Origin of the sequence: Streptomyces silvae (assembly GCF_016745505.1) — a bacterium.
Classification (GTDB): domain Bacteria; phylum Actinomycetota; class Actinomycetes; order Streptomycetales; family Streptomycetaceae; genus Streptomyces; species Streptomyces silvae.
In genome coordinates this window covers 1-23,043 of sequence record NZ_JAERUC010000020.1, presented here as the reverse complement: position 1 = coordinate 23,043, position 23,043 = coordinate 1, and the positions used below count along the sequence as shown (strand labels likewise).

General features: G+C 70.8%; 19 protein-coding genes and 1 pseudogene. 17 read left to right on the top strand and 3 right to left on the bottom strand.

Going from position 1 to position 23,043, the window contains the following annotated elements; genetic code table 11:
• The 11 genes from JKV81_RS03400 to JKV81_RS03350 form a co-directional block, all read left to right on the top strand.
• Positions 1–2,509 (top strand): ATP-binding protein (locus JKV81_RS03400; RefSeq protein ID WP_202074883.1); only part of this gene is annotated, 2,509 nt, incomplete at its 5' end.
• Positions 2,510–2,753: 244 nt separating this feature from the next.
• Positions 2,754–3,434, top strand: a complete 681-nt coding sequence (locus JKV81_RS03395; protein WP_202074882.1) for a response regulator — start codon at positions 2,754–2,756, stop codon at positions 3,432–3,434.
• Between the two features lie 110 nt (positions 3,435–3,544).
• Entirely contained in the window at positions 3,545–6,328 is a 2,784-nt protein-coding gene (locus JKV81_RS03390; protein ID WP_129265806.1) for a DNA translocase FtsK, read from the top strand.
• Between the two features lie 213 nt (positions 6,329–6,541).
• Positions 6,542–7,342, top strand: a complete 801-nt coding sequence (locus tag JKV81_RS03385; RefSeq protein WP_129265808.1) for a helix-turn-helix domain-containing protein — start codon at positions 6,542–6,544, stop codon at positions 7,340–7,342.
• 155 nt (positions 7,343–7,497) lie between these two features.
• The gene (gene rimO, locus JKV81_RS03380; protein ID WP_129265809.1) at positions 7,498–8,976 is read left to right on the top strand and encodes a 30S ribosomal protein S12 methylthiotransferase RimO; all 1,479 of its coding nucleotides are present in this window, start codon (positions 7,498–7,500) and stop codon (positions 8,974–8,976) included.
• Positions 8,973–9,794, top strand: a complete 822-nt coding sequence (gene pgsA, locus JKV81_RS03375) for a CDP-diacylglycerol--glycerol-3-phosphate 3-phosphatidyltransferase (RefSeq protein WP_129265811.1) — start codon at positions 8,973–8,975, stop codon at positions 9,792–9,794. Before rimO ends, pgsA begins: the two co-directional genes overlap by 4 nt.
• The gene (locus tag JKV81_RS03370) at positions 9,791–10,303 is read left to right on the top strand and encodes a CinA family protein (protein WP_124274998.1); all 513 of its coding nucleotides are present in this window, start codon (positions 9,791–9,793) and stop codon (positions 10,301–10,303) included. The genes pgsA and JKV81_RS03370 overlap by 4 nt, the downstream gene beginning before the upstream one ends.
• A gap of 109 nt (positions 10,304–10,412) precedes the next feature.
• A complete protein-coding gene (locus JKV81_RS03365; RefSeq protein WP_014153702.1) occupies positions 10,413–10,796 on the top strand; it encodes a helix-turn-helix domain-containing protein in 384 nt (127 codons plus the stop codon).
• A gap of 212 nt (positions 10,797–11,008) precedes the next feature.
• Positions 11,009–11,479 carry a Dps family protein gene (locus JKV81_RS03360; protein WP_124274999.1) on the top strand — a complete coding sequence of 157 codons (471 nt, stop codon included), beginning with the start codon at positions 11,009–11,011 and terminating at the stop codon, positions 11,477–11,479.
• A gap of 66 nt (positions 11,480–11,545) precedes the next feature.
• Positions 11,546–11,719, top strand: coding sequence for a CsbD family protein (locus JKV81_RS03355; protein WP_187281891.1), 174 nt, complete (start codon positions 11,546–11,548; stop codon positions 11,717–11,719).
• 413 nt (positions 11,720–12,132) lie between these two features.
• On the top strand, positions 12,133–12,360 hold the full coding sequence (locus tag JKV81_RS03350) for a hypothetical protein (protein ID WP_129265813.1): 228 nt from the start codon (positions 12,133–12,135) through the stop codon (positions 12,358–12,360).
• A gap of 50 nt (positions 12,361–12,410) precedes the next feature.
• On the opposite strand, the gene JKV81_RS03345 is transcribed toward JKV81_RS03350, so the two are convergent.
• The gene (locus JKV81_RS03345) at positions 12,411–13,217 is read right to left on the bottom strand and encodes an Fpg/Nei family DNA glycosylase (RefSeq protein WP_129265815.1); all 807 of its coding nucleotides are present in this window, start codon (positions 13,215–13,217) and stop codon (positions 12,411–12,413) included.
• Between the two features lie 101 nt (positions 13,218–13,318).
• Positions 13,319–18,034 carry an Lhr family ATP-dependent helicase gene (locus JKV81_RS03340; protein WP_129265816.1) on the bottom strand — a complete coding sequence of 1,572 codons (4,716 nt, stop codon included), beginning with the start codon at positions 18,032–18,034 and terminating at the stop codon, positions 13,319–13,321.
• A 102-nt stretch (positions 18,035–18,136) separates the two neighbouring features.
• Between JKV81_RS03340 and JKV81_RS03335 the strand changes: the two genes are divergently transcribed.
• Genes JKV81_RS03335 through JKV81_RS03325 form a run of 3 tightly spaced genes read left to right on the top strand, consistent with a single transcriptional unit; the run spans position 18,137 to position 20,092 of the window.
• Entirely contained in the window at positions 18,137–19,000 is an 864-nt protein-coding gene (locus JKV81_RS03335) for an AraC family transcriptional regulator (RefSeq protein WP_129265818.1), read from the top strand.
• A gap of 10 nt (positions 19,001–19,010) precedes the next feature.
• Entirely contained in the window at positions 19,011–19,790 is a 780-nt protein-coding gene (locus JKV81_RS03330; RefSeq protein ID WP_129265820.1) for an AzlC family ABC transporter permease, read from the top strand.
• Complete coding sequence (locus tag JKV81_RS03325) at positions 19,787–20,092, top strand: AzlD domain-containing protein (protein WP_124275006.1); 306 nt, start codon at positions 19,787–19,789, stop codon at positions 20,090–20,092. Before JKV81_RS03330 ends, JKV81_RS03325 begins: the two co-directional genes overlap by 4 nt.
• Before the next feature lie 11 nt (positions 20,093–20,103).
• Here the strand turns inward: JKV81_RS03325 and JKV81_RS03320 are convergent, their stop codons facing one another.
• Positions 20,104–21,018, bottom strand: a complete 915-nt coding sequence (locus JKV81_RS03320) for a hypothetical protein (protein ID WP_129265821.1) — start codon at positions 21,016–21,018, stop codon at positions 20,104–20,106.
• Between the two features lie 80 nt (positions 21,019–21,098).
• Here JKV81_RS03320 and JKV81_RS03315 point away from each other — a divergent pair, with 80 nt between their 5' ends.
• From JKV81_RS03315 to JKV81_RS36640, 3 genes and pseudogenes are all read left to right on the top strand, one after another.
• The gene (locus tag JKV81_RS03315; protein ID WP_099176446.1) at positions 21,099–21,293 is read left to right on the top strand and encodes a DUF3046 domain-containing protein; all 195 of its coding nucleotides are present in this window, start codon (positions 21,099–21,101) and stop codon (positions 21,291–21,293) included.
• Between the two features lie 205 nt (positions 21,294–21,498).
• Complete coding sequence (locus JKV81_RS03310; RefSeq protein WP_129267146.1) at positions 21,499–22,647, top strand: AI-2E family transporter; 1,149 nt, start codon at positions 21,499–21,501, stop codon at positions 22,645–22,647.
• A gap of 118 nt (positions 22,648–22,765) precedes the next feature.
• Positions 22,766–23,043 (top strand): annotated as a pseudogene (locus JKV81_RS36640) (hypothetical protein); the annotation flags it as partial.

The window sequence follows — 23,043 nt, the reverse complement described above, 5'->3', positions numbered from 1 at the left end:
GCTGAAGAACACCATCAACACGATGGTCGACCAGCTCTCCTCGTTCGCCGAGCAGGTGACCCGGGTGGCCCGCGAGGTGGGCACCGAGGGGCAGCTGGGCGGCCAGGCCCGGGTCCGGGACGTCGACGGGACGTGGCGCGACCTCACCGAGTCGGTGAACGAGATGGCGGGGAACCTGACCCGTCAGGTGCGCGCCATCGCGGCCGTCGCCACCGCGGTGACCCGAGGCGACCTCAACCTCAAGATCGACGTCGACGCGGCCGGCGAGATCCAGGTGCTGCAGGACAACATCAACACGATGATCGCCAACCTGCGCGACACCACGCTCGCCAACAAGGAGCAGGACTGGCTCAAGGGCAATCTCGCCCGGATCTCCGGTCTGATGCAGGGCCGCCGCGACCTGGACGACGTCGCCTCGCTGATCATGAGCGAGCTGACGCCGGTCGTCTCCGCCCAGCACGGCGCGTTCTTCCTGGCCATGACCACCGGTGACAGTGACGAGGTCGGGTCGGACAGCGGCCGGGAGAGCTCGTACGAGCTGCGCATGCGCGGCAGTTACGGCTACTCGGCGGGCTCCATGCCGACGTCCTTCCGGCCCGGTGAGACGCTCATCGGCACGGCGGCCGAGGAGAAGCGGACCATCCAGGTGGACAACGTGCCGCCGGGGTACCTCAAGATCTCCTCCGGGCTCGGCGAGGCGCCGCCCGCGCATGTGATCGTGCTTCCGGTGCTCTTCGAGGGCCAGGTGCTCGGGGTCATCGAACTGGCGTCGTTCCAGCCGTTCACGCACATCCAGCGGGACTTCCTCAACCAGCTCGCCGAGATGATCGCCACGAGCGTCAACACGATCAGCGTCAACACCAAGACCGAGAAGCTCCTGGAACAGTCCCAGGAGCTCACCGAGCAGCTGCGCGACCGTTCGCAGGAGCTCGAGAACCGGCAGAAGGCGCTCCAGGCCTCCAACGCCGAGCTGGAGGAGAAGGCGGAGCTGCTCGCCCAGCAGAACCGCGACATCGAGGTGAAGAACACCGAGATCGAGGAGGCGCGGCAGGTCCTGGAGGAGCGCGCCGAACAGCTCGCCGTCTCGATGCGTTACAAGTCCGAGTTCCTGGCCAACATGTCGCACGAGCTGCGTACGCCGCTCAACTCGCTGCTCATCCTGGCCAAGCTGCTCGCGGACAACGCCGAGGGCAACCTCTCGCCGAAGCAGGTGGAGTTCGCCGAGACGATCCACGGGGCGGGTTCCGACCTGCTCCAGCTGATCAACGACATCCTCGACCTGTCCAAGGTCGAGGCGGGCAAGATGGACGTCAGCCCGACCCGGATCGCCCTCGTGCAGCTGGTCGACTACGTGGAGGCCACGTTCCGGCCGCTCACCGCGGAGAAGGGGCTCGACTTCTCCGTACGGGTGTCCCCGGAGCTCCCCGCGACGCTGCACACGGACGAGCAGAGGCTGCTCCAGGTCCTGCGCAACCTCCTGTCGAACGCGGTGAAGTTCACCGACAGCGGCGCCGTGGAGCTGGTCATCCGGCCGGCCGGGGCCGATGTGCCGAACGCCATCAGGGAACACCTGCTGGAGGCCGGCTCGCTGCGTGACGCCGACGGCGACCTGATCGCCTTCTCGGTCACGGACACCGGCATCGGCATCGCGTCCAGCAAGATGCTGGTGATCTTCGAGGCGTTCAAGCAGGCCGACGGCACGACCAGCCGCAAGTACGGGGGAACGGGCCTCGGCCTCTCCATCAGCCGGGAGATCGCCCGTCTGCTGGGCGGTGAGATCCACGCGGCGAGCGAGCCGGGACGTGGCTCGACCTTCACGCTGTACCTGCCCCTGCACCCGAGCGAGCTCCCTCCGCAGGGCTACCCGCAGATGGGGCCCGGTCCCATCGAGACACACGCGGGTTCCGCCGAGGGCGCCCTGCACCTGGAGGCGTCGCAGAGCAACGGGACCGAGCAGCCCCTGGGTGACCCGGCCAACTCCGCAGGGGTGTTCCGGCGCCGCCGCAAGGCCCTGGGAGGAGCGGCACAGCGGCCCGCCCTGGCGAACGGCAGGTCCGAGGAGGAGAGCGCGGCCCCCGAGGAGTGGGTGCAGACCGCACAGGAGGAGCAGCAGCCCCGCAGGACGTTCCGCTTCCACGGCGAGAAGGTGCTGATCGTCGACGACGACATCCGTAACGTCTTCGCCCTCACCAGCGTGCTGGAGCAGCACGGACTCTCGGTGCTGTACGCGGAGAACGGGCGCGAGGGGATCGAAGTCCTCGAACAGCACGATGATGTGACGATCGTTCTGATGGACATCATGATGCCCGAGATGGACGGTTACGCGACCACGACGGCGATCCGCCGGATGCCCCAGTTCGCGGGGCTGCCGATCGTCGCGCTGACCGCGAAGGCCATGAAGGGTGACCGCGAGAAGGCGATCGACTGCGGGGCCTCCGACTACGTGACGAAGCCGGTCGATTCCGATCATCTGCTGTCGGTGATGGAGAAGTGGATGCGCGGAGAGTGACCGGCGGGGGAGCGGCACGCAGAAATCCGCGGACCGACTGTGCGTGGAAGGGTGTGAGTGAGCGGATTCCGGGGAACCTTCTGGTCTTCGACCGCGTTTTCGTTATGTGCACAGTGACATCGCGGTGACAGGGTGTGGTGACGGGCGGGGTGCAGCTACCATGACCGGCACAAGGACGGACGGCGTAAGGGAGTCGTCCCCTGGGGCGGCACCCGGTGCGATTCCGGGGCGAGGAGGACGGGCCATGGTGCAGAAGGCCAAGATCCTCCTGGTCGATGACCGGCCGGAGAATCTGCTGGCGCTGGAGGCCATCCTCTCTGCGCTCGATCAGACACTGGTGCGGGCATCGTCAGGGGAGGAAGCGCTCAAAGCGCTGCTCACGGACGATTTCGCGGTGATTCTGCTGGACGTACAGATGCCCGGCATGGACGGATTCGAGACGGCCGCGCACATCAAGCGGCGGGAGCGGACCCGGGACATCCCGATCATCTTCCTGACTGCGATCAACCACGGTCCGCATCACACCTTCCGCGGTTACGCGGCGGGAGCGGTGGACTACATCTCGAAGCCCTTCGACCCCTGGGTGCTGCGCGCCAAGGTCTCGGTCTTCGTCGAGCTGTACATGAAGAACTGCCAGCTCCGTGAACAGGCGGCGCTGCTGCGGCTCCAGCTCGAAGGCGGTGCCCCGCAGGGCTCCCACGAGAAGGAGCCGGCCGGTCTGCTCGCCGAGCTCTCGGCGCGGCTCGCCGCGGTCGAGGAGCAGGCGGAGGCGCTCTCCAAGCAGCTGGACGACGAATCGGCGGACGCGGCCGCAGTGGCCACCGCCGCTCACCTGGAGCGCAAGCTCACCGGACTGCGCCGCGCGCTCGACGCGCTGGAGCCCGGCGCGGGCGGCTCCGCGACCCCTCTGCCCTCGCAGAGCTGACCTGTATCGGCTGAGGGGGCGTCAGTTCGGCGCCCCCGTGCGGGCGACACGGACGGGTGAAGCCGTAGGCACACGTGTCCACCGGCGTCGACACCGGTAACCTCAGTCACATGGCCTCACGTACGTCCGGCAAGGGTTCCCTGGGTACGGCGGGCACCGCGAAGCGTGCCGGCCGTACCCAGGGACCGGCGAAGAAAGCCGCCCCCGCGAAGAAGGCGGTGGCGAAGAAAGCCGCGCCCGCCAAGAAGGCACCAGCCAGGAAGGCGGCCGCGAAGAAGACCGCGCCCAAGCCGGCGCCGTCGCCCACAGGGGGCGTGTACCGGCTGGTGCGCGCGCTCTGGCTGGGTACCGCGCACGGCGTCGGGGCGGTCTTCCGCTCCATAGGGCGCGGTGCGAAGGGACTTGACCCGGCACACCGCAAGGACGGGCTGGCCCTGCTGCTCCTGGGACTCGCGCTGGTCGTGGCGGCGGGCACCTGGTCGCATCTGCAGGGACCAGTCGGCGACCTCGTCGAGATGCTCGTCACCGGGGCGTTCGGCCGGCTCGATCTGCTGGTGCCGATACTGCTGGGCGCCGTCGCGGTGCGGCTGATCCTCTATCCGGAGAAGCCCGAGGCCAACGGCCGTATCGTCATCGGGCTCTCCGCCCTCGTCATCGGCGTGCTCGGCCAGGTCCATATCGCCTGCGGGTCACCCGGGCGCGAGGACGGCACCGGCGCCATGCAGGACGCGGGCGGCCTGATCGGCTGGGCCGCGTCCAAGCCCCTCGTCTTCACGATGGGCGAGGTCCTCGCGGTCCCGCTCCTCCTGCTGCTGACCGTCTTCGGGCTGCTGGTCGTCACCGCCACCCCCGTCAACGCCATTCCGCGGCGGCTGCGCCAGCTCGGCGTCAGGCTCGGCATCGTCGACCCGGTGTACGTACCGGGCGAGGAGGACGGGAGCGACGACGAGCGGTACGACGAACAGTGGCGCGAGGCGCTGCCCGAGCGCACGCGGCGGTCCTCGGCGCGCCGCTCGGAGACGGACGGCGGGTACGACCCGGACCAGGCCGAGGGCGAGGCGCTGGCCAAGCGGCGCCGCTCCCGCAAGCCGTCCGCCCAGCCCGCGATGAACCGCACCATGGACGCGGTGGACGTCGCGGCCGCGGCGGCTGCCGCCCTCGACGGGGCGGTCCTCAACGGCATGCCGCCGTCCCCGGTCGTCGCCGATCTCACCCAGGGCGTCTCCACGGACCGGGACCGTGAGTCCACCGGGACCCCTGTCCCCGGCGCACGGTCGGCGGAGAAGGCCCCGGCCGGCGAAAGGCGCGGGGAGAAGAGCACCACGTCCTCCGGCGACGGCGTGCCCGATCTGACGAAGCCCGTCCCCGAGCGGTCCGGGGCCCTGCCCGCCCGGGCCGAGCAGCTCCAGCTCTCCGGCGACATCACCTACTCGCTGCCCTCGCTCGACCTGCTGGAGCGCGGCGGCCCCGGCAAGACGCGCAGCGCCGCCAACGACGCGGTCGTCGCCTCACTGACCACCGTCTTCACGGAGTTCAAGGTCGACGCCGCCGTCACCGGCTTCACCCGCGGCCCGACCGTCACCCGGTACGAGGTGGAACTCGGCCCGGCCGTCAAGGTCGAGCGGATCACCGCCCTCACCAAGAACATCGCCTACGCCGTCGCCAGTCCGGACGTCCGGATCATCTCCCCGATCCCGGGCAAGTCCGCCGTCGGCATCGAAATCCCCAACTCCGACCGGGAGATGGTCAACCTCGGCGACGTACTGCGGCTGGCGGACGCGGCCGAGGACGACCACCCCATGCTCGTCGCGCTCGGCAAGAACGTCGAGGGCGGCTACGAGATGGCCAACCTGGCGAACATGCCGCACGTCCTGGTCGCCGGTGCGACAGGTTCCGGCAAGTCGTCCTGCATCAACTGTCTGATCACCTCGGTCATGGTGCGGGCGACCCCCGAGGACGTACGGATGGTGCTCGTCGACCCGAAGCGCGTCGAGCTCACCGCCTACGAGGGCATCCCGCACCTCATCACGCCCATCATCACCAACCCGAAGAAGGCCGCCGAAGCCCTCCAGTGGGTCGTACGGGAGATGGACCTCCGCTACGACGACCTCGCGGCCTACGGCTTCCGGCACATCGACGACTTCAACCACGCGGTGCGCACGGGCAAGGCCAAGACGCCCGAGGGGAGCGAGCGCGAGCTCTCGCCCTACCCGTACCTCCTGGTCATCGTCGACGAGCTGGCGGACCTCATGATGGTGGCCCCGCGTGACGTCGAGGACTCCATCGTCCGCATCACCCAGCTGGCGCGTGCGGCCGGCATCCATCTGGTGCTCGCCACACAGCGGCCCTCCGTCGACGTCGTGACCGGTCTGATCAAGGCGAACGTGCCCTCCCGGCTCGCCTTCGCCACCTCGTCGCTCGCCGACAGCCGGGTCATCCTCGACCAGCCCGGTGCCGAGAAGCTCATCGGGAAGGGCGACGGCTTGTTCCTGCCGATGGGGGCGAACAAGCCGACCCGTATGCAGGGCGCCTTCGTCACCGAGGCCGAGGTCGCGGCCGTCGTCCAGCACTGCAAGGATCAGATGGCGCCGGTCTTCCGCGAGGACGTCGTGGTCGGCACCAAGCAGAAGAAGGAGATCGACGAGGACATCGGCGACGACCTCGATCTGCTCTGCCAGGCGGCCGAGCTGGTCGTGTCGACCCAGTTCGGGTCGACATCGATGCTCCAGCGGAAGCTGCGGGTCGGCTTCGCGAAGGCCGGTCGGCTGATGGACCTGATGGAGTCGCGCAACATCGTGGGTCCCAGCGAGGGTTCCAAGGCGCGCGATGTCATGGTGAAACCGGACGAGCTCGACGGTGTGTTGGCCGTCATTCGCGGGGAAACCGCTTCGTAAGAGTTTTGCGGGCAACCGTTTCGCCCGGCCGTACGTCAAGTTGAAAGGAGGAGCAGCGGGATGATCCGTCCGGTGCTCCGTCCTCCGTCCTGCCCGAGGGGCTGCCCGGCGAACCCGATGGCGTACAAAGTCGTCGCTCCCGGTTGCCCCACCCTTTCGTACCACCCCTAGACTGAACATCCAGCAGGTGGCTCACGCTCGAAAGGCGCCCCCGTGTCCATCGGCAACTCCCCCGAAGACGACCGGCCTTCGATCGGTCGCGCGCTTCAGCAGGCTCGTATCGCCGCAGGTCTGACGGTCGAGGAAGTCAGCAGCTCCACCCGGGTGCGCATCCCCATCGTGCACGCGATCGAGGAGGACGACTTCTCCCGCTGCGGCGGCGACGTCTACGCCCGCGGCCATATCCGTATGCTCGCCCGGGCCGTCCGGCTCGACCCCGATCCACTGATCGAGGAGTTCGACGCCGAGCACGGCGGCCGTCCCGCGCCCACACCCGCGGCGCCGCTGTTCGAGGCGGAGCGGATCCGCTCCGAACCCCGTCGGCCCAACTGGACCGCGGCCATGGTCGCCGCGATCGTCGCCGTGGTCGGCTTCGTCGGCTTCACGCTCTTCAGCGGTGACGACGAGGGCTCGGGCTCGGCACAGGTCGCGGAAGGCTCGACTCCCGACAAGACGACTCCCAAGCCCACCACGACCAAGCCCGCCGACCCCAAGCCCGTACCCTCCGAAAGCGCCATCGCCGCGGCTCCGCGGGACAAGGTGACCGTCAGGCTGAGCGCCGCCGAGGGCAAGAGCTGGATCTCCGCCAAGGACCACAACGGGCGGCTGCTCTTCGACGGTCTGCTGGCCAAGGGCGATTCCAAGACCTTCCAGGACAAGGAGAGGATCGACCTCGTCCTCGGGGACGCCGGAGCGATCGATCTCTTCGTCAACGGCAAGAAGGTCGACGACCAGTTCGAATCCGGTCAGGTCGAGCGGCTCTCGTACACCAAGGGTGACCCCGAGGTCGGCTGACCTCTCCACCTGAGCTTTTCCGACGGTGGGCACCCGGCAGACGCCGGGTGCCCACCGTCCCGCTTTCCCACCGCTTCACCGACTGTTCGGTCACTCCCCGTAGCAGTGAACCCTGCACGGCAGGGGGAGTGCCGGGACAAAGTAGTCTTGAGCCCATGCCCGAACGCCGTACCGTCGCCCTTGTCACTCTTGGCTGCGCCCGTAACGAGGTGGACTCGGAGGAGCTCGCAGGCCGCTTGGCAGCGGACGGCTGGGAGCTCGTCGAGAACGCCACGGACGCGGATGTCGCCGTCGTCAACACCTGTGGGTTCGTGGAGGCCGCGAAGAAGGACTCCGTCGACGCCCTGCTCGAAGCCAACGATCTCAAGGATCACGGCAGAACCCAGGCCGTCGTGGCCGTCGGCTGCATGGCCGAGCGCTACGGCAAGGACCTGGCCGAGGCCCTGCCGGAAGCCGACGGCGTCCTCGGATTCGACGACTACGCCGACATCTCCGACCGTCTGCAGACCATCCTCAACGGAGGCATCCACGCCTCCCACACCCCGCGCGACCGGCGCAAGCTGCTGCCGATCAGCCCGGCCGAGCGGCAGGACGCCGCCGTCGCGCTGCCGGGGCACTCCCAGGAGATCGCACCGGCCCCCGCCGACCTTCCGGAGGGCGTCGCGCCCGTCTCGGGGCCGCGGGCACCGCTGCGCCGGAGGCTGGGGACCAGCCCGGTCGCCTCGGTGAAGCTCGCCTCCGGCTGTGACCGGCGCTGCTCCTTCTGCGCCATCCCGTCCTTCCGCGGCTCGTTCATCTCGCGGCGTCCCTCCGACGTCCTCGGCGAGACCCGCTGGCTCGCCGAGCAAGGCGTCAAAGAGGTCATGCTCGTCTCCGAGAACAACACCTCGTACGGCAAGGACCTCGGCGACATCAGGCTCCTGGAGACCCTGCTGCCCGAGCTCGCCGACGTCGACGGGATCGAGCGGATCCGCGTCAGCTACCTGCAGCCGGCCGAGATGAGGCCGGGGCTGATCGACGTCCTCACCTCGACGCCCAAGGTCGCCCCCTACTTCGACCTCTCCTTCCAGCACTCAGCCCCCGGGGTGCTGCGCGCGATGCGGCGGTTCGGCGACACGGACCGCTTCCTCGAACTCCTGGACACCATTCGGTCCAAGGCCCCCGAGGCCGGCGCCCGGTCGAACTTCATCGTGGGATTCCCCGGTGAGACGGAGGCCGACCTCGCCGAGCTGGAACGCTTCCTCAGCGGAGCGCGCCTGGACGCCATCGGGGTCTTCGGCTACTCCGACGAGGAGGGCACCGAGGCCGTCGGCTACGAGAACAAGCTGGACGCCGACGTGATCGCCGAGCGGCTCGCGCACATCTCGCAGCTCGCCGAGGAGCTGACCTCGCAGCGCGCCGAGGAGCGGGTCGGCGAAACCCTCCAGGTGCTCGTCGAGTCCGTGGAGTCGGAGGAGGACGGGCCCGTGGCCGTGGGCCGGGCCGCCCACCAGGCGCCGGAAACGGACGGCCAGGTCGTCTTCACCGCACGCGAAGGGCTCGCGCCGGGCCGTATGGTCGAAGCGAAGGCAGTGGGCACCGAGGGAGTGGACCTCGTGGCCGAACACCACGAGCTTGCGGAGGCAGCCAGATGACGGGAGTCCCGGCATCCGCGGCGGGCGGCTCCGGCTCGACGCCGGCGCACCGCGGCGGCAAGCTGGGCGCGGCGGCCGTCAACCAGGCCGGCCTGTGGAACATCGCGAACATCCTCACGATGGTGAGGCTGCTGCTCGTCCCGGGCTTCGTCATGCTCCTCCTGCACGACGGCGGCTACGACCCGGTCTGGCGCTCGTTCGCCTGGGCGGCCTTCGCCATCGCGATGATCACCGATGTCTTCGACGGCCATCTGGCACGCGCGTACAACCTGGTCACCGATTTCGGGAAGATCGCGGATCCCATCGCGGACAAGGCGATCATGGGCGCGGCCCTGATCTGTCTGTCCTGGCTCGGGGACCTGCCGTGGTGGATCACCGGGGTGATCCTCTTCCGCGAGCTCGGCATCACGCTGATGCGTTTCTGGGTCATCCGGCACTCGGTGATCCCCGCCAGCCGCGGCGGGAAGGTGAAGACCCTCGCCCAGGGCATCGCCGTGGGGATGTACGTCCTGGCGCTGACGGGGCCCCTGGCGACCCTGCGCTTCTGGGTGATGATGGCGGCCGTCGTCCTGACGGTCGTCACCGGCCTCGACTACGTGCGCCAGGCCGTCGTGCTGCGCCGCCGCGGCCTCGCCGCCGAGCGGGCCGCTGCCGCCATGGAGGCGGTCACGGCGGCAGCCGACGTGGACGGCGCCGCGGGGGCGCGCACCGCCACGGATGAGGCCGCTGGTACGGCCGAGGGTGCGGCGGAGCCTCTGGGGGAGCCCGTCGGAGAGCGTGTGGCGGGCAGCCGCGGTCCCGCGGAGGCGGAGCGGTGACGTCCGGGGCGGCCGAGGTGCTGCGGCGGCTGCAGAGGCGCGGAGAGACGCTCGGGGTCGCCGAGTCCCTCACCGGCGGCCTGGTGGCCGCGGAGCTCACCTCCGTCGCCGGGGCCTCGCGGTGCTTCCGCGGGTCCGTCACGGCGTACGCAACGCCTCTGAAGCGTGATCTGCTGGGCGTCGACGGCACGCTCCTGGCCGAGCGCGGAGCGGTGGACCCGGATGTCGCCCGGTCGATGGCCGACGGCGTACGCCGGGTTCTCGGCGCCGACTGGGGCGTCTCGACCACCGGGGTCGCCGGCCCCGAGCCGCAGGACGGCAAGCCCGTGGGAACGGTCTTCATAGCTGTTTCCGGGCCGGGAGGCATACAGAAAGTCGCCGAGCTGAGGTTGAACGGCGGGAGGGCGGACATCCGTAAGGAGAGTGTGCGGAGCCTGCTCGAACTGCTCTCCGGCGAACTCGGCGAAAACGCGAGGGCACAGGATACGGAACAGATCGGGGGGAATTGATGTTTGCAGCCCTGAGTGAACACGACATCGCTCCCCGCACGGCCGCAGCGCAAGGCGGTACGGTGGGGCGTGAAGGATGCGGCTACGCGGTCCGAGGAGGGAGCCACCGATGATTCTGCTCCGTCGCCTGCTTGGTGACGTGCTGCGTCGGCAGCGCCAGCGCCAAGGCCGTACTCTGCGCGAAGTCTCCTCGTCCGCCCGAGTCTCGCTCGGCTATCTCTCCGAGGTGGAGCGGGGGCAGAAGGAGGCATCCTCCGAACTGCTCTCCGCCATTTGCGACGCGTTGGACGTACGGATGTCCGAGCTCATGCGTGAAGTGAGCGATGAACTGTCCCTGGCCGAGCTGGCCGAGTCGGCAGCAGCCAGTGATGCGGTGCCTGTACCGGTACGCCCGATGCTCAATTCCGTCTCTGTTGCGTCGGTTGCCGGCGTACCGACGGGACGGGTGACCATCAAGGCGCCCGCGGAAGCGGTGGACGTCGTCGCCGCCTGACCGCACGGTTCGTGCTTGACGAAGCCCCGGTCGGCCCTCACGGGCCGGCCGGGGCTTTTGTGTGCCCGGTGTGTGCGGGGCCTTTCGCGGGGCAGGCGCGAAGTGAGGCCGGAGGGCGACGGTTCGGGACAACCACCCGGATGCCCGGTTCGCCTCATATGTGACATTGTGGACAGATGGTAAGTCGAAGAGCTACCTGAACGGAGAAGTGCATGTCTGTCGTGAAGAGCGCCCTGTCCGACGCCGACCGCAAGGTCGTGGGGGACGCGCTGCAAGGTGCGCTGGTCGATCTGGTCGATCTCTCCCTGGTGGCCAAGCAGGTCCACTGGAATGTGGTCGGCCCGCGCTTCCGCTCCGTGCACCTTCAGCTCGACGAGGTCGTGGACACGGCGCGGCAGCACTCGGACACCGTCGCGGAGAGGGCTTCCGCGGTCGGCATCAACCCCGACGGCCGGTCCCGGACGCTCGCGAAGACCACGGCGATCGACGTCGTACCGGACGGCTGGATCAAGGATGTCGACGCGGTACGTGTCCTCGTCGACGCGCTCCGTGTGGTCATCGACCGCATGCGGGAGCGGATCGAGGCGACCGACGAGCCGGACCCCATCAGCCAGGACATCCTGATCACGCTCACTGCGGACCTCGAGAAGCACGCGTGGATGTTCCAGGCCGAAAGCGCCTGAACGCGCACTCTCCCGCACCCCCGCGCACCCCAGGAAGGAACCGTCGTGACGGACAACAAGAACGCCATGGACAAGCTCAAGGGCAAGGCCAAGGAAGCGACCGGCAAGGTCACCGGAGACCGTCGCAAGGAGGCCGAAGGCAAGTCCGACCAGGCCAAGGCCAAGGCGGAGGGCGCCCTGGGTGCCACCGGCGACCGTGCCAAGGGTGTGAAGGACTCCCTCACCGACGACGACAAGTAGGCGTAGGTCCTTCCACCAGCGGTGTGCCCCCGCGGATTCCGGTCCCGGGGGCACCGGCATGTCTGGGGGCAGGTTGTGCCGGGGGCGCGGGGACGCGGGGCGCGGGGCCGGGGTGTGGCTGGGGAGTGGCGGTTGTGCGGGGCCTCCGGGCGTGGCCTCGGTGCCTTTCCGGCGTCCGGGGTGTCCGGCGGCCGGTGCTTGCCGGGGGTGGCGGTACGTCCCTGGCCGCGGGATGCAGTCGGCGGCGGGCCGGGGGAAACTGCGGGGGAGGGCCGGGACGTACATCTCCCCACATCGGTCCCAGGAGAGGGCGCGCGCTGCCGTTCCGCTCGCACCGTGCACGCCGGTAGTGCACCGATGCGCCCTCCCGTCAGGAGATCGTGCCGTACTAGCGTCGGCCGGAGGAGGCAGCCATGGTGCGGCGATGGGTGCCGGCGCTCGTCCTCGGCGGGATGTGGTGGTGGGCCGTGCTGCGGCTGGCTCTGGAGCCGGAGCATGCCGGACTGGTCGAGGGCGCGGTGGCGGCCGGCGGGTGGGGACTGAGTCTGCTGCCCGTCCATGTGGCGTCCGCGGTGCGGCCGGAGCAGGGCGCCGATGAGGCCGTGACGGACCCGGTGGACCGGACGGACATATCCTCCTAGCCCCTCGGCGTATGCCGGAGAGGGTGCCCGGGGTCCTGATGGGCCCGGATTCAGCTGGTGGGGCCGGCCTGGCAGTGCGGACACCAGTAGGTGGGGCGGTCGTCGCGGTCCGCCACGCGGATGGGCGTGCGGCACCGCAGGCAGGGGCGGCCGGCCCGACCGTAGACGAAGAGACGCTCCCGTGTGCGGCTGCGGGACATGGCCGCGGTCGCTCCGGTCGTGGTCCGCATCGGTCGGTCGCGGTTCGCCTCCAGGAGCTGTCTGGCCGTACTGACGAGGCGGGGTGCGACGGCCGGGGGCAGCTCGCCCACCGGGAGCCACGGTGTGGCGCGGGCCATGAAGCAGAGCTCGCACATGTAGACGTTGCCGATACCGGCCAGATTGCGCTGGTCCAGCAGTGCGTCGCCGAGCCGGCGTCCGGGATCGGCGAGCAGATTGCGCAGAGCGGTGTCCGGATCCCAGTCAGGGCCCAGGAGATCGGGGCCGAGATGGCCCACGACCTGCTCTTCGTCCTCGGTGCGCAGCAGCTCCAGGACGGGCAGCCGGTAGCCGACGGCGGTGTGCTCCGCCGTGGCGAGCACGGCGCGGATCTGGTGGGCCGGCCCGCCTCTCCAGCGCTCACCCGGGTCGTACACACGCCAGGCGCCCTCCATGCGCAGATGGCTGTGCAGGGTGAGGCCGCCCTGGAAGCGGGCGAGCAGATGCTTGCCGCGTGCCGTGATGCCCAGCACGGTCCGGCCGGTCAGGTCGGCTGTCGCGTAGCGGGGGACCCGCAGGTCGGAGACCGTCAGCACCTGGCCGGCGAGCGCCTCGTCGAGACGACGGGCGGTTTGCAGGACGGTGTCACCTTCGGGCATGCATCCATGATGCGCGGCCCCGGCCGTCCGTGGTTCCCCGACCGCGCCGAAGATGTCCCTCAGGCGCGCAGTTGTCTCCCAGGCGGTTCCGAAGCCGTCTCTCAGGCGCGCAGGCGCAGACCCCGTGGTGTGGCGAGGAAGCCGGCGGCCTCCAGGGTGCGGCCCAGCGGTGAGGTGAGGGAGGAGACGCCGTTGGTGCGCTCCACCGTGACCGTGCCGAGCGTCCCCGCACGGGCCGCCGAAGCCAGTGCCTCCGCCGCGGCGCGCAGCGCCGGGTCGGCGGGATCGGTCGGCCACGCGAGAAGGGACTTGCCGCCGCGCTCCATGTAGAGGGTGAGCTCACCGTCCACCAGGACCACCAACGCCCCCGCCTTGCGGCCCGGCTTGTGGCCCGCGCCGTCCGGCGACTCGGGCCAGGGCAGGGCGGCGCCGTACGCGTTGGCGGGGTCGGCGGCCGCGAGGACCAGGGCGCGGGGCGCCGAGCCGGGATCCGCACGGTCGCGTGCGGTGGAGGCCGCCCTGAGCCGGTCCACGGCACCGTCCATGGCGAACTGGGCCGCCCCCAGCCCCTCGACGACGTAACCACGGCGGGCCTGCCCGCTGTCCTCGAACGCGGCGAGGATGCGGTAGACCGCCGAGAAACCGCCCTCGACTCCCTCGGCCTGCACCGCGCCGCGGGTCACCACACCGTGGCGGTCGAGCAGCGTACGGGCCAGGGCATGTGCGCGATGGGTCGGTTCGGGCTCGGCCGGGGGCAGCAGCGACCAGCGTCCCGACACGGTCGGCGGGCCCGTGCGGGACGTGGGACGGGCGGACGCGGTGAGCGTGCCGTAACGACCGCGCGGCACATTGCGTCTCGCGCGGTGTGCCGTGGAGCCGGCCGTCCGCCCCGAACCGAGGAGCGAACGCAGGGGGGCGAGGGTGTCGTTGGTGAGACGGCCGGACCAGACCAGGTCCCAGAGCGCGTCGGCCAGCTGGGGATCGGTGCAGTCGGGGTGGGTGGTGGCCCGGACCTGATCGGCGATCTGCCGGAAGAACATCCCGTACCCGCCGGAGAGCACGGTGAGCACCGACTCGTGCAACGCCGTCTCCTCCAGCGGGAGCGGCGGAGGGAGCAGCAGCGGCGCACTGTCGGCCAGATAGACGGAGAGCCAGCCGTCCTTCCCGGGAAGGGCGCCCGCTCCGGCCCAGACGACCTCGCCGGTGGTGGTGAGCTCGTCGAGCATCGCCGGGGTGTATCCCGCGACACGGCTCGGCAGGATCAGCTTCTCCAGGGCGGACGCGGGGACCGGGGCGCCCTGCAACTGCTCGATGGCGCGGGCCAGTCCGTCGATGCCCCGGAGGCTGTTGTCGCCCAGGTGCTGCCACTGCGGGAGGAAGCCGGCCAGCGCCGCGGGCGGGACAGGCTCCAGCTCCTGGCGGAGCGCGGCGAGCGAGCGGCGGCGCAGCCGGCGCAGGACGGTGGCGTCGCACCACTCCTGTCCGATGCCCGCGGGATGGAACTCGCCCTGGACGACACGGCCCGACGCGGCGAGCCGCTGCAGTGCGCCGTCCGTGACCGCGGTGCCGAGGCCGAAACGGCTCGCCGCCTGTGTGGTGGTGAACGGGCCGTGCGTACGGGCGAACCGGGCGAGCAGGTCGCCGAGCGGGTCCTTGACGGGCTCGGTGAACGCTTCGGGGACTCCCACCGGCAGCGCGGTGCCCAGCGCGTCGCGCAGCCGGCCCGCGTCCTCGACGGCCGCCCAGTGAGCCGCCCCTCCGATGCGGACCTGGATGGCACGCCGCGAGGTCTCCAGCTCCGGGCCCCAGCCGGACTCCGCGCCGCGCTCCGCCAGCTCGGCGTCGGTGAGGGGGCCGAGCACGCGCAGCAGATCGGCGACCCCCTCGACGTCCTTGATCTTCCTGTCGTCGGTCAGCCACTGGAGCTCCCGCTCCAGTTCGCCGAGGACGTCGGCGTCCAGGAGCTCCCGCAGCTCCGCCTGGCCGAGCAGCTCGGCCAGCAGATGGGAGTCGAGCGAGAGCGCCGCGGCCCGCCGCTCGGCGAGGGGTGAGTCGCCCTCGTACAGGAACTGTGCGACGTAGCCGAAGAGGAGGGAGCGTGCGAACGGGGACGGCTCGGGCGTCGTCACCTCGACCAGGCGGATGCGGCGCGCCTCCAGATCGCCCATCAGCTCGGTGAGCCCGGGGACGTCGAAGACGTCCTGAAGACATTCGCGGACCGCTTCGAGGACGATCGGGAACGAGCCGAACTCGGAGGCGACCTGGAGCAGCTGGGACGCCCGCTGACGCTGCTGCCACAAGGGGGTGCGCTTCCCGGGGCTGCGCCGGGGCAACAGCAGGGCGCGCGCGGCGCATTCGCGGAACCGTGAGGCGAACAGCGCTGATCCGCCGACCTGTTCGGTGACGAGCTGGCCGATCTCGCCCTTGTCGAACACCACGTCGGTGGCGCCGACGGGGGGCTGGTCACTGTCGAATCCGCCGGCCGGGAAGACAGAGCCGCCGGCGCCGCTTCCCGGACTGCCTCCCGTGCTCCCGCCCGCGTCCGCCTGCACGGGATCGAAGTCGAGGAGGTCGAGCCCCATCAGATCGGCGTCGGGCAGCCGCAGCACGATGCCGTCGTCCGCGTGCATGACCTGTGCGTCCATGCCGTACCGCTCGCCGAGGCGGGCGGACAGGGCGAGTGCCCACGGGGCGTGCACCTGGGCGCCGAACGGCGAGTGCACCACGATCCGCCAGTCGCCCAGCTCGTCCCGGAACCTCTCGACGAGGACGGTCCGGTCGTCGGGGACGTGACCGCAGGCCCGGCGCTGCTCGTCGAGGTACGACAGGATGTTCTCCGCGGCCCAGGCGTCCAGCCCGGCGGCGAGCAGCCGGAGTCTGGCGTCCTCGGCGGACAGCCCGCCGATCTCCCGGAGGAACGCGCCCAGCGCGCGGCCCAGCTCCAGGGGGCGGCCCAGTTGGTCGCCCTTCCAGAACGGCAGCCGGCCCGGGACGCCGGGGGCGGGCGAGACCAGGACCCTGTCCCTGGTGATGTCCTCGATCCGCCAGGACGTGGTGCCCAGGGTGAAGACGTCGCCGACCCTCGACTCGTAGACCATCTCCTCGTCCAGCTCGCCGACGCGCCCGCCGCCCTTCTTCGGGTCCGCGCCCGCCAGGAAGACGCCGAAGAGCCCGCGGTCGGGAATGGTGCCGCCCGAGGTGACGGCGAGCCGCTGGGCGCCGGGGCGGCCCGTGACCGTACCGGTGACGCGGTCCCACACCACACGGGGTCGCAGCTCGGCGAAGGCGTCGGACGGATAGCGCCCGGCGAGCATGTCGAGCACGGCGGTGAACGCCGACTCGGGCAGCGAGGCGAAGGGGGCCGCCCGGCGGGCGAGGGCCAGCAGGTCGTCGGCCTGCCAGCTGTCGAGCGCGACCGTGGCGACGATCTGCTGGGCGAGCACGTCCAGGGGGTTGGACGGGATCCGCAGAGCCTCGATGGCTCCCTCGCGCATCCGCTCGGTCACGACGGCCGCCTGCACCAGATCACCGCGGTACTTGGGGAAGACCACCCCGGTCGATACGGCGCCGACCTGGTGCCCGGCGCGTCCCACCCGCTGCAGCCCCGAGGCCACGGACGGCGGCGACTCGACCTGGATCACCAGGTCGACCGCCCCCATGTCGATCCCGAGCTCCAGACTGGAGGTGGCGACCACGGCGGGCAGCCGTCCCGCCTTGAGGTCCTCCTCGACCTGGGAGCGCTGTTCCTTGGACACCGAGCCGTGGTGCGCACGGGCGAGGACGGGCGGCGCCCCTTTCGCGGCCCCGGACTGGGCCATGATCTCGGCGGGGGAGTGGGCCTCGGGCAGGGGGCCGCCCGATCCCGGCTCCTCCTCGAACGCGGTGCCCGTCGCCCGCTCGTAGGCGATCTCGTTCAGCCGGTTGCACAGGCGCTCCGCCAGCCGCCGGGAATTGGCGAAGACGATCGTGGAGCGGTGGGACTGCACGAGATCGGCGATCCGCTCCTCGACATGGGGCCAGATCGACGGCTTCTCCGCCTGGCCGCCCTCGTCGCCGGTGGCGGGGGAACCGCCCAGCTCGCCGAGGTCCTCCACCGGGACCACCACGGAGAGGTCGAACTCCTTGGCGGACGGGGGCTGGACGATCTCCACCCTCCGCTGGGGCGACAGGAACCGCGCGACCTCGTCGACCGGGCGGACCGTCGCCGACAGCCCGATACGCCGAGCGGGGCGCGGCAGCAGCTCGTCCAGCCGCTCCAGGGACACCGCGAGGTGCGCGCCGCGCTTGGTGCCGGCGACCGCGTGCACCTCGTCGACGATCACCGTCTCGACCCCGGCGAGCGCGTCCCGGGTGGAGGAGGTGAGCATGAGGAACAGGGATTCCGGGGTGGTGATCAGGATGTCCGGGGGCTTCGTCGCCATCGAGCGGCGCTCGGCCGGAGGGGTGTCGCCGGAGCGGATCCCCACCCGGACCTCCGGCTCGGGCAGACCCAGCCGCACCGACTCCTGACGGATCCCGGTCAGAGGTGACCGCAGATTCCGCTCCACGTCCACGGCGAGCGCCTTCATCGGTGACACGTAGAGCACACGGCAGCGCTTCTTCGCCTCGGCGGGTGGCGGGACGGCCGCCAGCCGGTCCAGCGAGGCGAGAAAGGCCGCGAGCGTCTTGCCCGATCCGGTCGGCGCGACGACCAGCACGTCGGAGCCCTCGCCGATGGCCCGCCAGGCCCCCTCCTGCGCCGCAGTGGGCGCGTCGAAGGCCGCCGCGAACCAGCTGCGGGTCGCGGGCGAGAACGAATCGAGTGCGGAACCGGCCATGACCCCCATCGTGCACCCCGCCACTGACAACGGCCGGTGGACGTGCCCGCCGCCCGCCTCCGCGGACTTCGGCCACCTGCCCGGACCTGCGAGAATACGAGCATGGCGGAGGTGGACACGACACGGGAATGGGCGAGGTACTGGCAGTACGCGGAGCTGCCCGACCTCGATCTTCTGCGCGCCCGGTACGTCCGCCACACCTTCCCGCGCCACAGCCACGAGGGCTACGTCTTCGGCACGATCACCAGCGGGGTCGAGGACGTCGGCCTCCCCGGCGGCACCGTGCACGCCGGACCCGGGACCGTGGTCATGATCAACCCGGAGGTGCCGCACACCGCCCGCGCCGGGGTGCCCGAGGGCTGGGTGTACGCCACGCTCTACCCGTCCGCCCAGGTGGTCAACGACATCGCGGCCGACGTGACGAGCCTGCGCGGCACGGTCGGCTTCGCGGAGAGCGGCGTCAGGGACCCGTACGCCGCCCGGCTGATCACCGAGGTCCACCGGGCGGCCGAGGAGGGCAACGCCCTGGCGGCCGACAGCGTCCTGCGGGTCCTGGTCGCCCGGCTGCTCGACCGCCACGGCAGTGTGCTGCCCGCCAGGGCCTCGGCGTTCGCCGGCGCCCGTGACGCGGCCCGGGCGAGGAACGCGCTGGAGGAGCGGATGGTGAGCCCGCCCACCCTGGAGGCGCTCGCCGCCGAGCTGGGCACCAGCCCGTTCGCACTGCTGCGGGCCTTCAAGAAGCAGTACGGAATGCCTCCGCACACCTGGCTCACGGACGCCCGGGTGCGCCGTGCGCGGCGCATGCTCGACGCGGGGACCGCGCCCGCCGAGGCCGCGGCCGCCGTCGGCTTCACCGACCAGCCCCATCTCAACCGTCACTTCACCCGGATCGTCGGGGTGCCTCCGGGCGCCTACCAGCGCGAGCGTGCAAGAACGTACAAGACCGGCAGAGACATCTCCCCGTAGCGTTCCGGACGTGGCAGAACAGACAGCACCCCCTCAAAGCACCGATGACCCCACTGCGCGGGGCAGCGGCACGGAGAAGCCGGACAGTGCCGTGGTCCGGGACGCGCTCGGCGTGGGCATAGCCGTGGGCCTCTCCGGATTCGCCTTCGGCGTGACCTCGGCAGGCTCCGGGCTCAGCCTCCTCCAGACCTGCGCGCTGAGCCTTTTCGTCTTCACCGGCGCCAGCCAGTTCGCCCTCGTGGGTGCTCTCGCGGCCGGCGGCAACCCCTACACCGCCGCGGCCGGAGCGTTCTTCCTGGGGATCCGCAACGCCTTCTACGGACTGCGGCTCTCGCAGCTCCTCGCCCTGCCCCGTTTCCTGCGCCCCCTCGCCGCCCAATGGGTCATCGACGAGACGACCGCCGTCACCCTGCCCCAGCCCACCAGGCGTGCCGCCCGTATCGGCTTCACCGTCACCGGGCTCACCCTCTACGCCCTGTGGAACCTGACCACGCTGGTGGGCGCCCTCGGGGCGAAGGCGCTCGGCGACACCGACGCCTGGGGACTGGACGCGGCCGGCCCGGCCGTGTTCCTCGCCCTGCTCGCACCGATGCTGAAGAGCACCACGGAGCGCGTCACAGCGGGCCTCGCCATCCTGCTGGCGCTGGGCCTCCTGCCGCTGCTACCGGCGGGCGCACCCGTCCTCGTGTCCGCGCTGGCAGCTCCGCTCGTCCTCTTCCTGAAGGGCCGGGGCGGGACCACCACGGACGACACCACCACCGAAGGCACGAAGCCCGGGGAGGGCCGATGAACATCTGGATCGCCATCGGGCTCACCGCCGTCGGCTGCTACCTCGCGAAGCTCCTGGGGCTCCTGGTCCCCGCCGGCGTCTTGGAACGCCCCCTCGTGCAACGGCTGGCGGCGCTGATGCCGGTGGCGCTGCTCGCCGCCCTCACCGCACAGCAGACCTTCGCCGACGGGCAGCAGCTGGTCCTGGACGCCAGGGCGGCGGGGCTCGCCGCTGCGGCACTCGCCCTCGTCCTGCGGGCTCCCTTCCTCGTCGTCGTCGGCGTCGCCGTCGCGGTCACCGCCGTCGCGCGCGCCCTGTTCTGAGGCGGGACGGATCAGAGCGGACCACGGCCGTACGCCCGGAGCGTCTGGAGCGCCTTGAGCGTCACGATGGGACGGCCCTCCAGGGCCGTCCCGGGTGCCCACCGGCGCCAGTTGACCGGCCAGCCGCCGTCCTCCTCCTGTTCGGCCGCCAGGTGGTCCAGGGCCCTGTCCAGTTCGCCGTCGCTGAACCAGCGGCGGGCGAGCGACCCGGGTGTGCGGGCGTAGTCGTACGGGAAGTGGTGCTCCCCGGGGGCGTAACCGGGAGCCACCGGGTACTCCGCGCGGCGCGGGGGATCGAGCACCACCAGCCGCTGTTCGCGCACCAGCTGCCCCAGCCGGTCGGCGGCCGATTCCGCACGCGCGCGGTCGGGGACACCGTCCAGGAAGGCGACGGCCGCCTCGATCTCGTACGGATGGGACTGCTCCAGTGCGTCGACGGCGGCCCAGCAGAAGTCGGTGGCCCGGAACAGCCAGGCGTGCCAGACCTGGTTGCGGTGCAGCAGGCCGACCACGGGGCCCGTCGTCAGCAGCTCGGCGGGCGGATCGTCGACGACGGGGATGAAGGGCGCCGCGGGATAGCCGCGCTGGGAGGGGTGGAGTGCCGGAAGGGCGCCCTCCTTGGTCGACACGTCCGTGAGATAGCGGCAGATCCGTTCCACGCGCAGACCGTCGCAGCGACCGATCGAGTCGAGGACGCTCAGTGCGTGAGCGGTGTGCAGCGGTTGACTCACCGGCCCGCGGAGATCGGGTTCGAGTGCGTGACCGTAGCCGCCGTCCTCGTTCCGATAGGCGGCGAGGGCGGTCTCGACGATGTCCGCGCCCCCCTCCAGGAAGAGATGGGCGAACCGCCGCTGTTCGAGGACGCGTGCGGTGAGCCAGATGAACTGCTCGGCGCGGGCGAGGGTATGTGCTCCGGTTCCAGCCATGGACCGACCGTAGAGGGGAAAGTGCCACCGGCAGGGTGCTCCCGGCCGGGCTGCACTCTCAGGAGCGGGATACTGGGGGCATGCGGTTGACGATTTTCTGGGAACGGATGGCGGACCACTTCGGCGAGACGTACGCCGATTCCTTCGCACGCGATCACGTCATGGCGGAGCTCGGCGGCCGGACGGTGCACGAGGCCCTGGCCGCGGGCTGGGAGGCCAAGGACGTCTGGCGCGGGGTCTGCTCCGCGGTCGGGGTGCCTCCGGACAAGCGCTGAGCGACGCGGTCCGTCCGCCCCCGGCAGCCCGGCCGTCGTCACCCGCTCCGGGCCCTGCCGGGCCGGGCGGCCGGCTGTCGGCGCGGTGAGCGAGACTTGTCCCGTGGCACCGACAGACGAGACCGCCCAGACCCAGCCGCCCGCCTTGCCGCCTCTTCCGCCGGCCGCACCACCGAGTCCGCCGCCCGGCACCGGTCCCATCCGTATGCCCGCCTGGCTGCCGCGCGCGATGGTCATGGCACTGGCGCTCTACGGGTGCTTCCAGCTGGGCAGCTGGGCCTTCTACCAGCTCATCGGGCTGCTGACCAACATCCTGATCGCCTTCTTCCTGGCGCTGGCCATCGAGCCGGCCGTCAGCCGCATGTCCGCACACGGGATGCGCCGGGGCCTCGCCACCTTCCTGGTCTTCCTCGCCGTGCTGATCGCCGGGATCGGCTTCGTCCTCCTGCTCGGCTCGATGCTCGCCGGCCAGATCGTCGACATGGTCGAGGAGTTCCCCAAGTACCTCGACTCGGTGATCAACTGGGTCAACCAGACCTTCCACACGGAGCTCTCCCGGGTCGAGGTCCAGGACAGCCTCCTGCATTCCGACTGGCTCCAGAAGTACGTGCAGAACAGCGCGACCGGTGTGCTCGACGTCTCCACCACCGTGCTCGGCGGGCTGTTCCGGCTGCTGATGATCTTCCTGTTCTCGTTCTACTTCGCCGCCGACGGGCCCCGGCTGCGGCGCGCGCTGTGCTCCGTGCTGCCGCCCGCCCGGCAGGCCGAGGTGCTGCGTGCCTGGGAGATCGCGGTCGACAAGACCGGCGGCTACATCTACTCGCGCGGGCTGATGGCGCTGATCTCCGGAGTGGCGCACTACATCCTGCTGGTGGCCCTCGGAGTGCCCTACGCGCCTGCGCTGGCGGTCTGGGTCGGCCTCGTCTCGCAGTTCATTCCCACGATCGGCACGTATCTGGCGGGCGCGCTGCCCATGCTGATCGCCTTCACCGTCAACCCCTGGTACGCGCTGTGGGTTCTCGGCTTCGTCGTGGTGTACCAGCAGTTCGAGAACTACGTGCTGCAGCCGAAGCTCACGTCCAAGACGGTCGACATCCATCCCGCCGTCGCTTTCGGCTCGGTGGTCGCGGGCACCGCGCTGATGGGCGCCGTCGGGGCCCTGATCGCGATTCCGGCGGTCGCGACGCTCCAGGCGTTCCTGGGCGCCTATGTGAAGCGCTACGACGTGACGGACGACCCGAGGGTGCACGGCGGCCACCGATGGCGCCGTGGCCGGCCGGTGGTGTCGCGGATCCGCAGCGCCGTGAGGGGCGGGGACGGCGCCGGCCGCACCGACGCCGACGGCAGCACGTGACGGTATGAGGCGCGTCACGTTCGGTTGACTTGTTCGACGCCAACTGCTATAAGCGGCTACTCTCGGTCGCATCGGCCCGGCGTGGTGCGCTTGACACCAAAATCGAACATCCATTCTCATGGGATTCCGGCCGGGTTTTGCCGGGTCCGACGGTGGAGTTGTCCACAGGCCGGGAGGACGCCGAGGCCCATTGTCAGTGGCAGGGGTTAGCGTCTGTCACGTGAAGCGATCGACTCAAGCAAATCGGGTGGAACCCATGGCAGGAACCGACCGCGAGAAGGCGCTGGACGCCGCACTCGCACAGATTGAACGGCAATTCGGCAAGGGCGCGGTGATGCGCCTCGGTGAGCGGCCGAACGAGCCGATCGAGGTGATCCCCACCGGGTCCACCGCGCT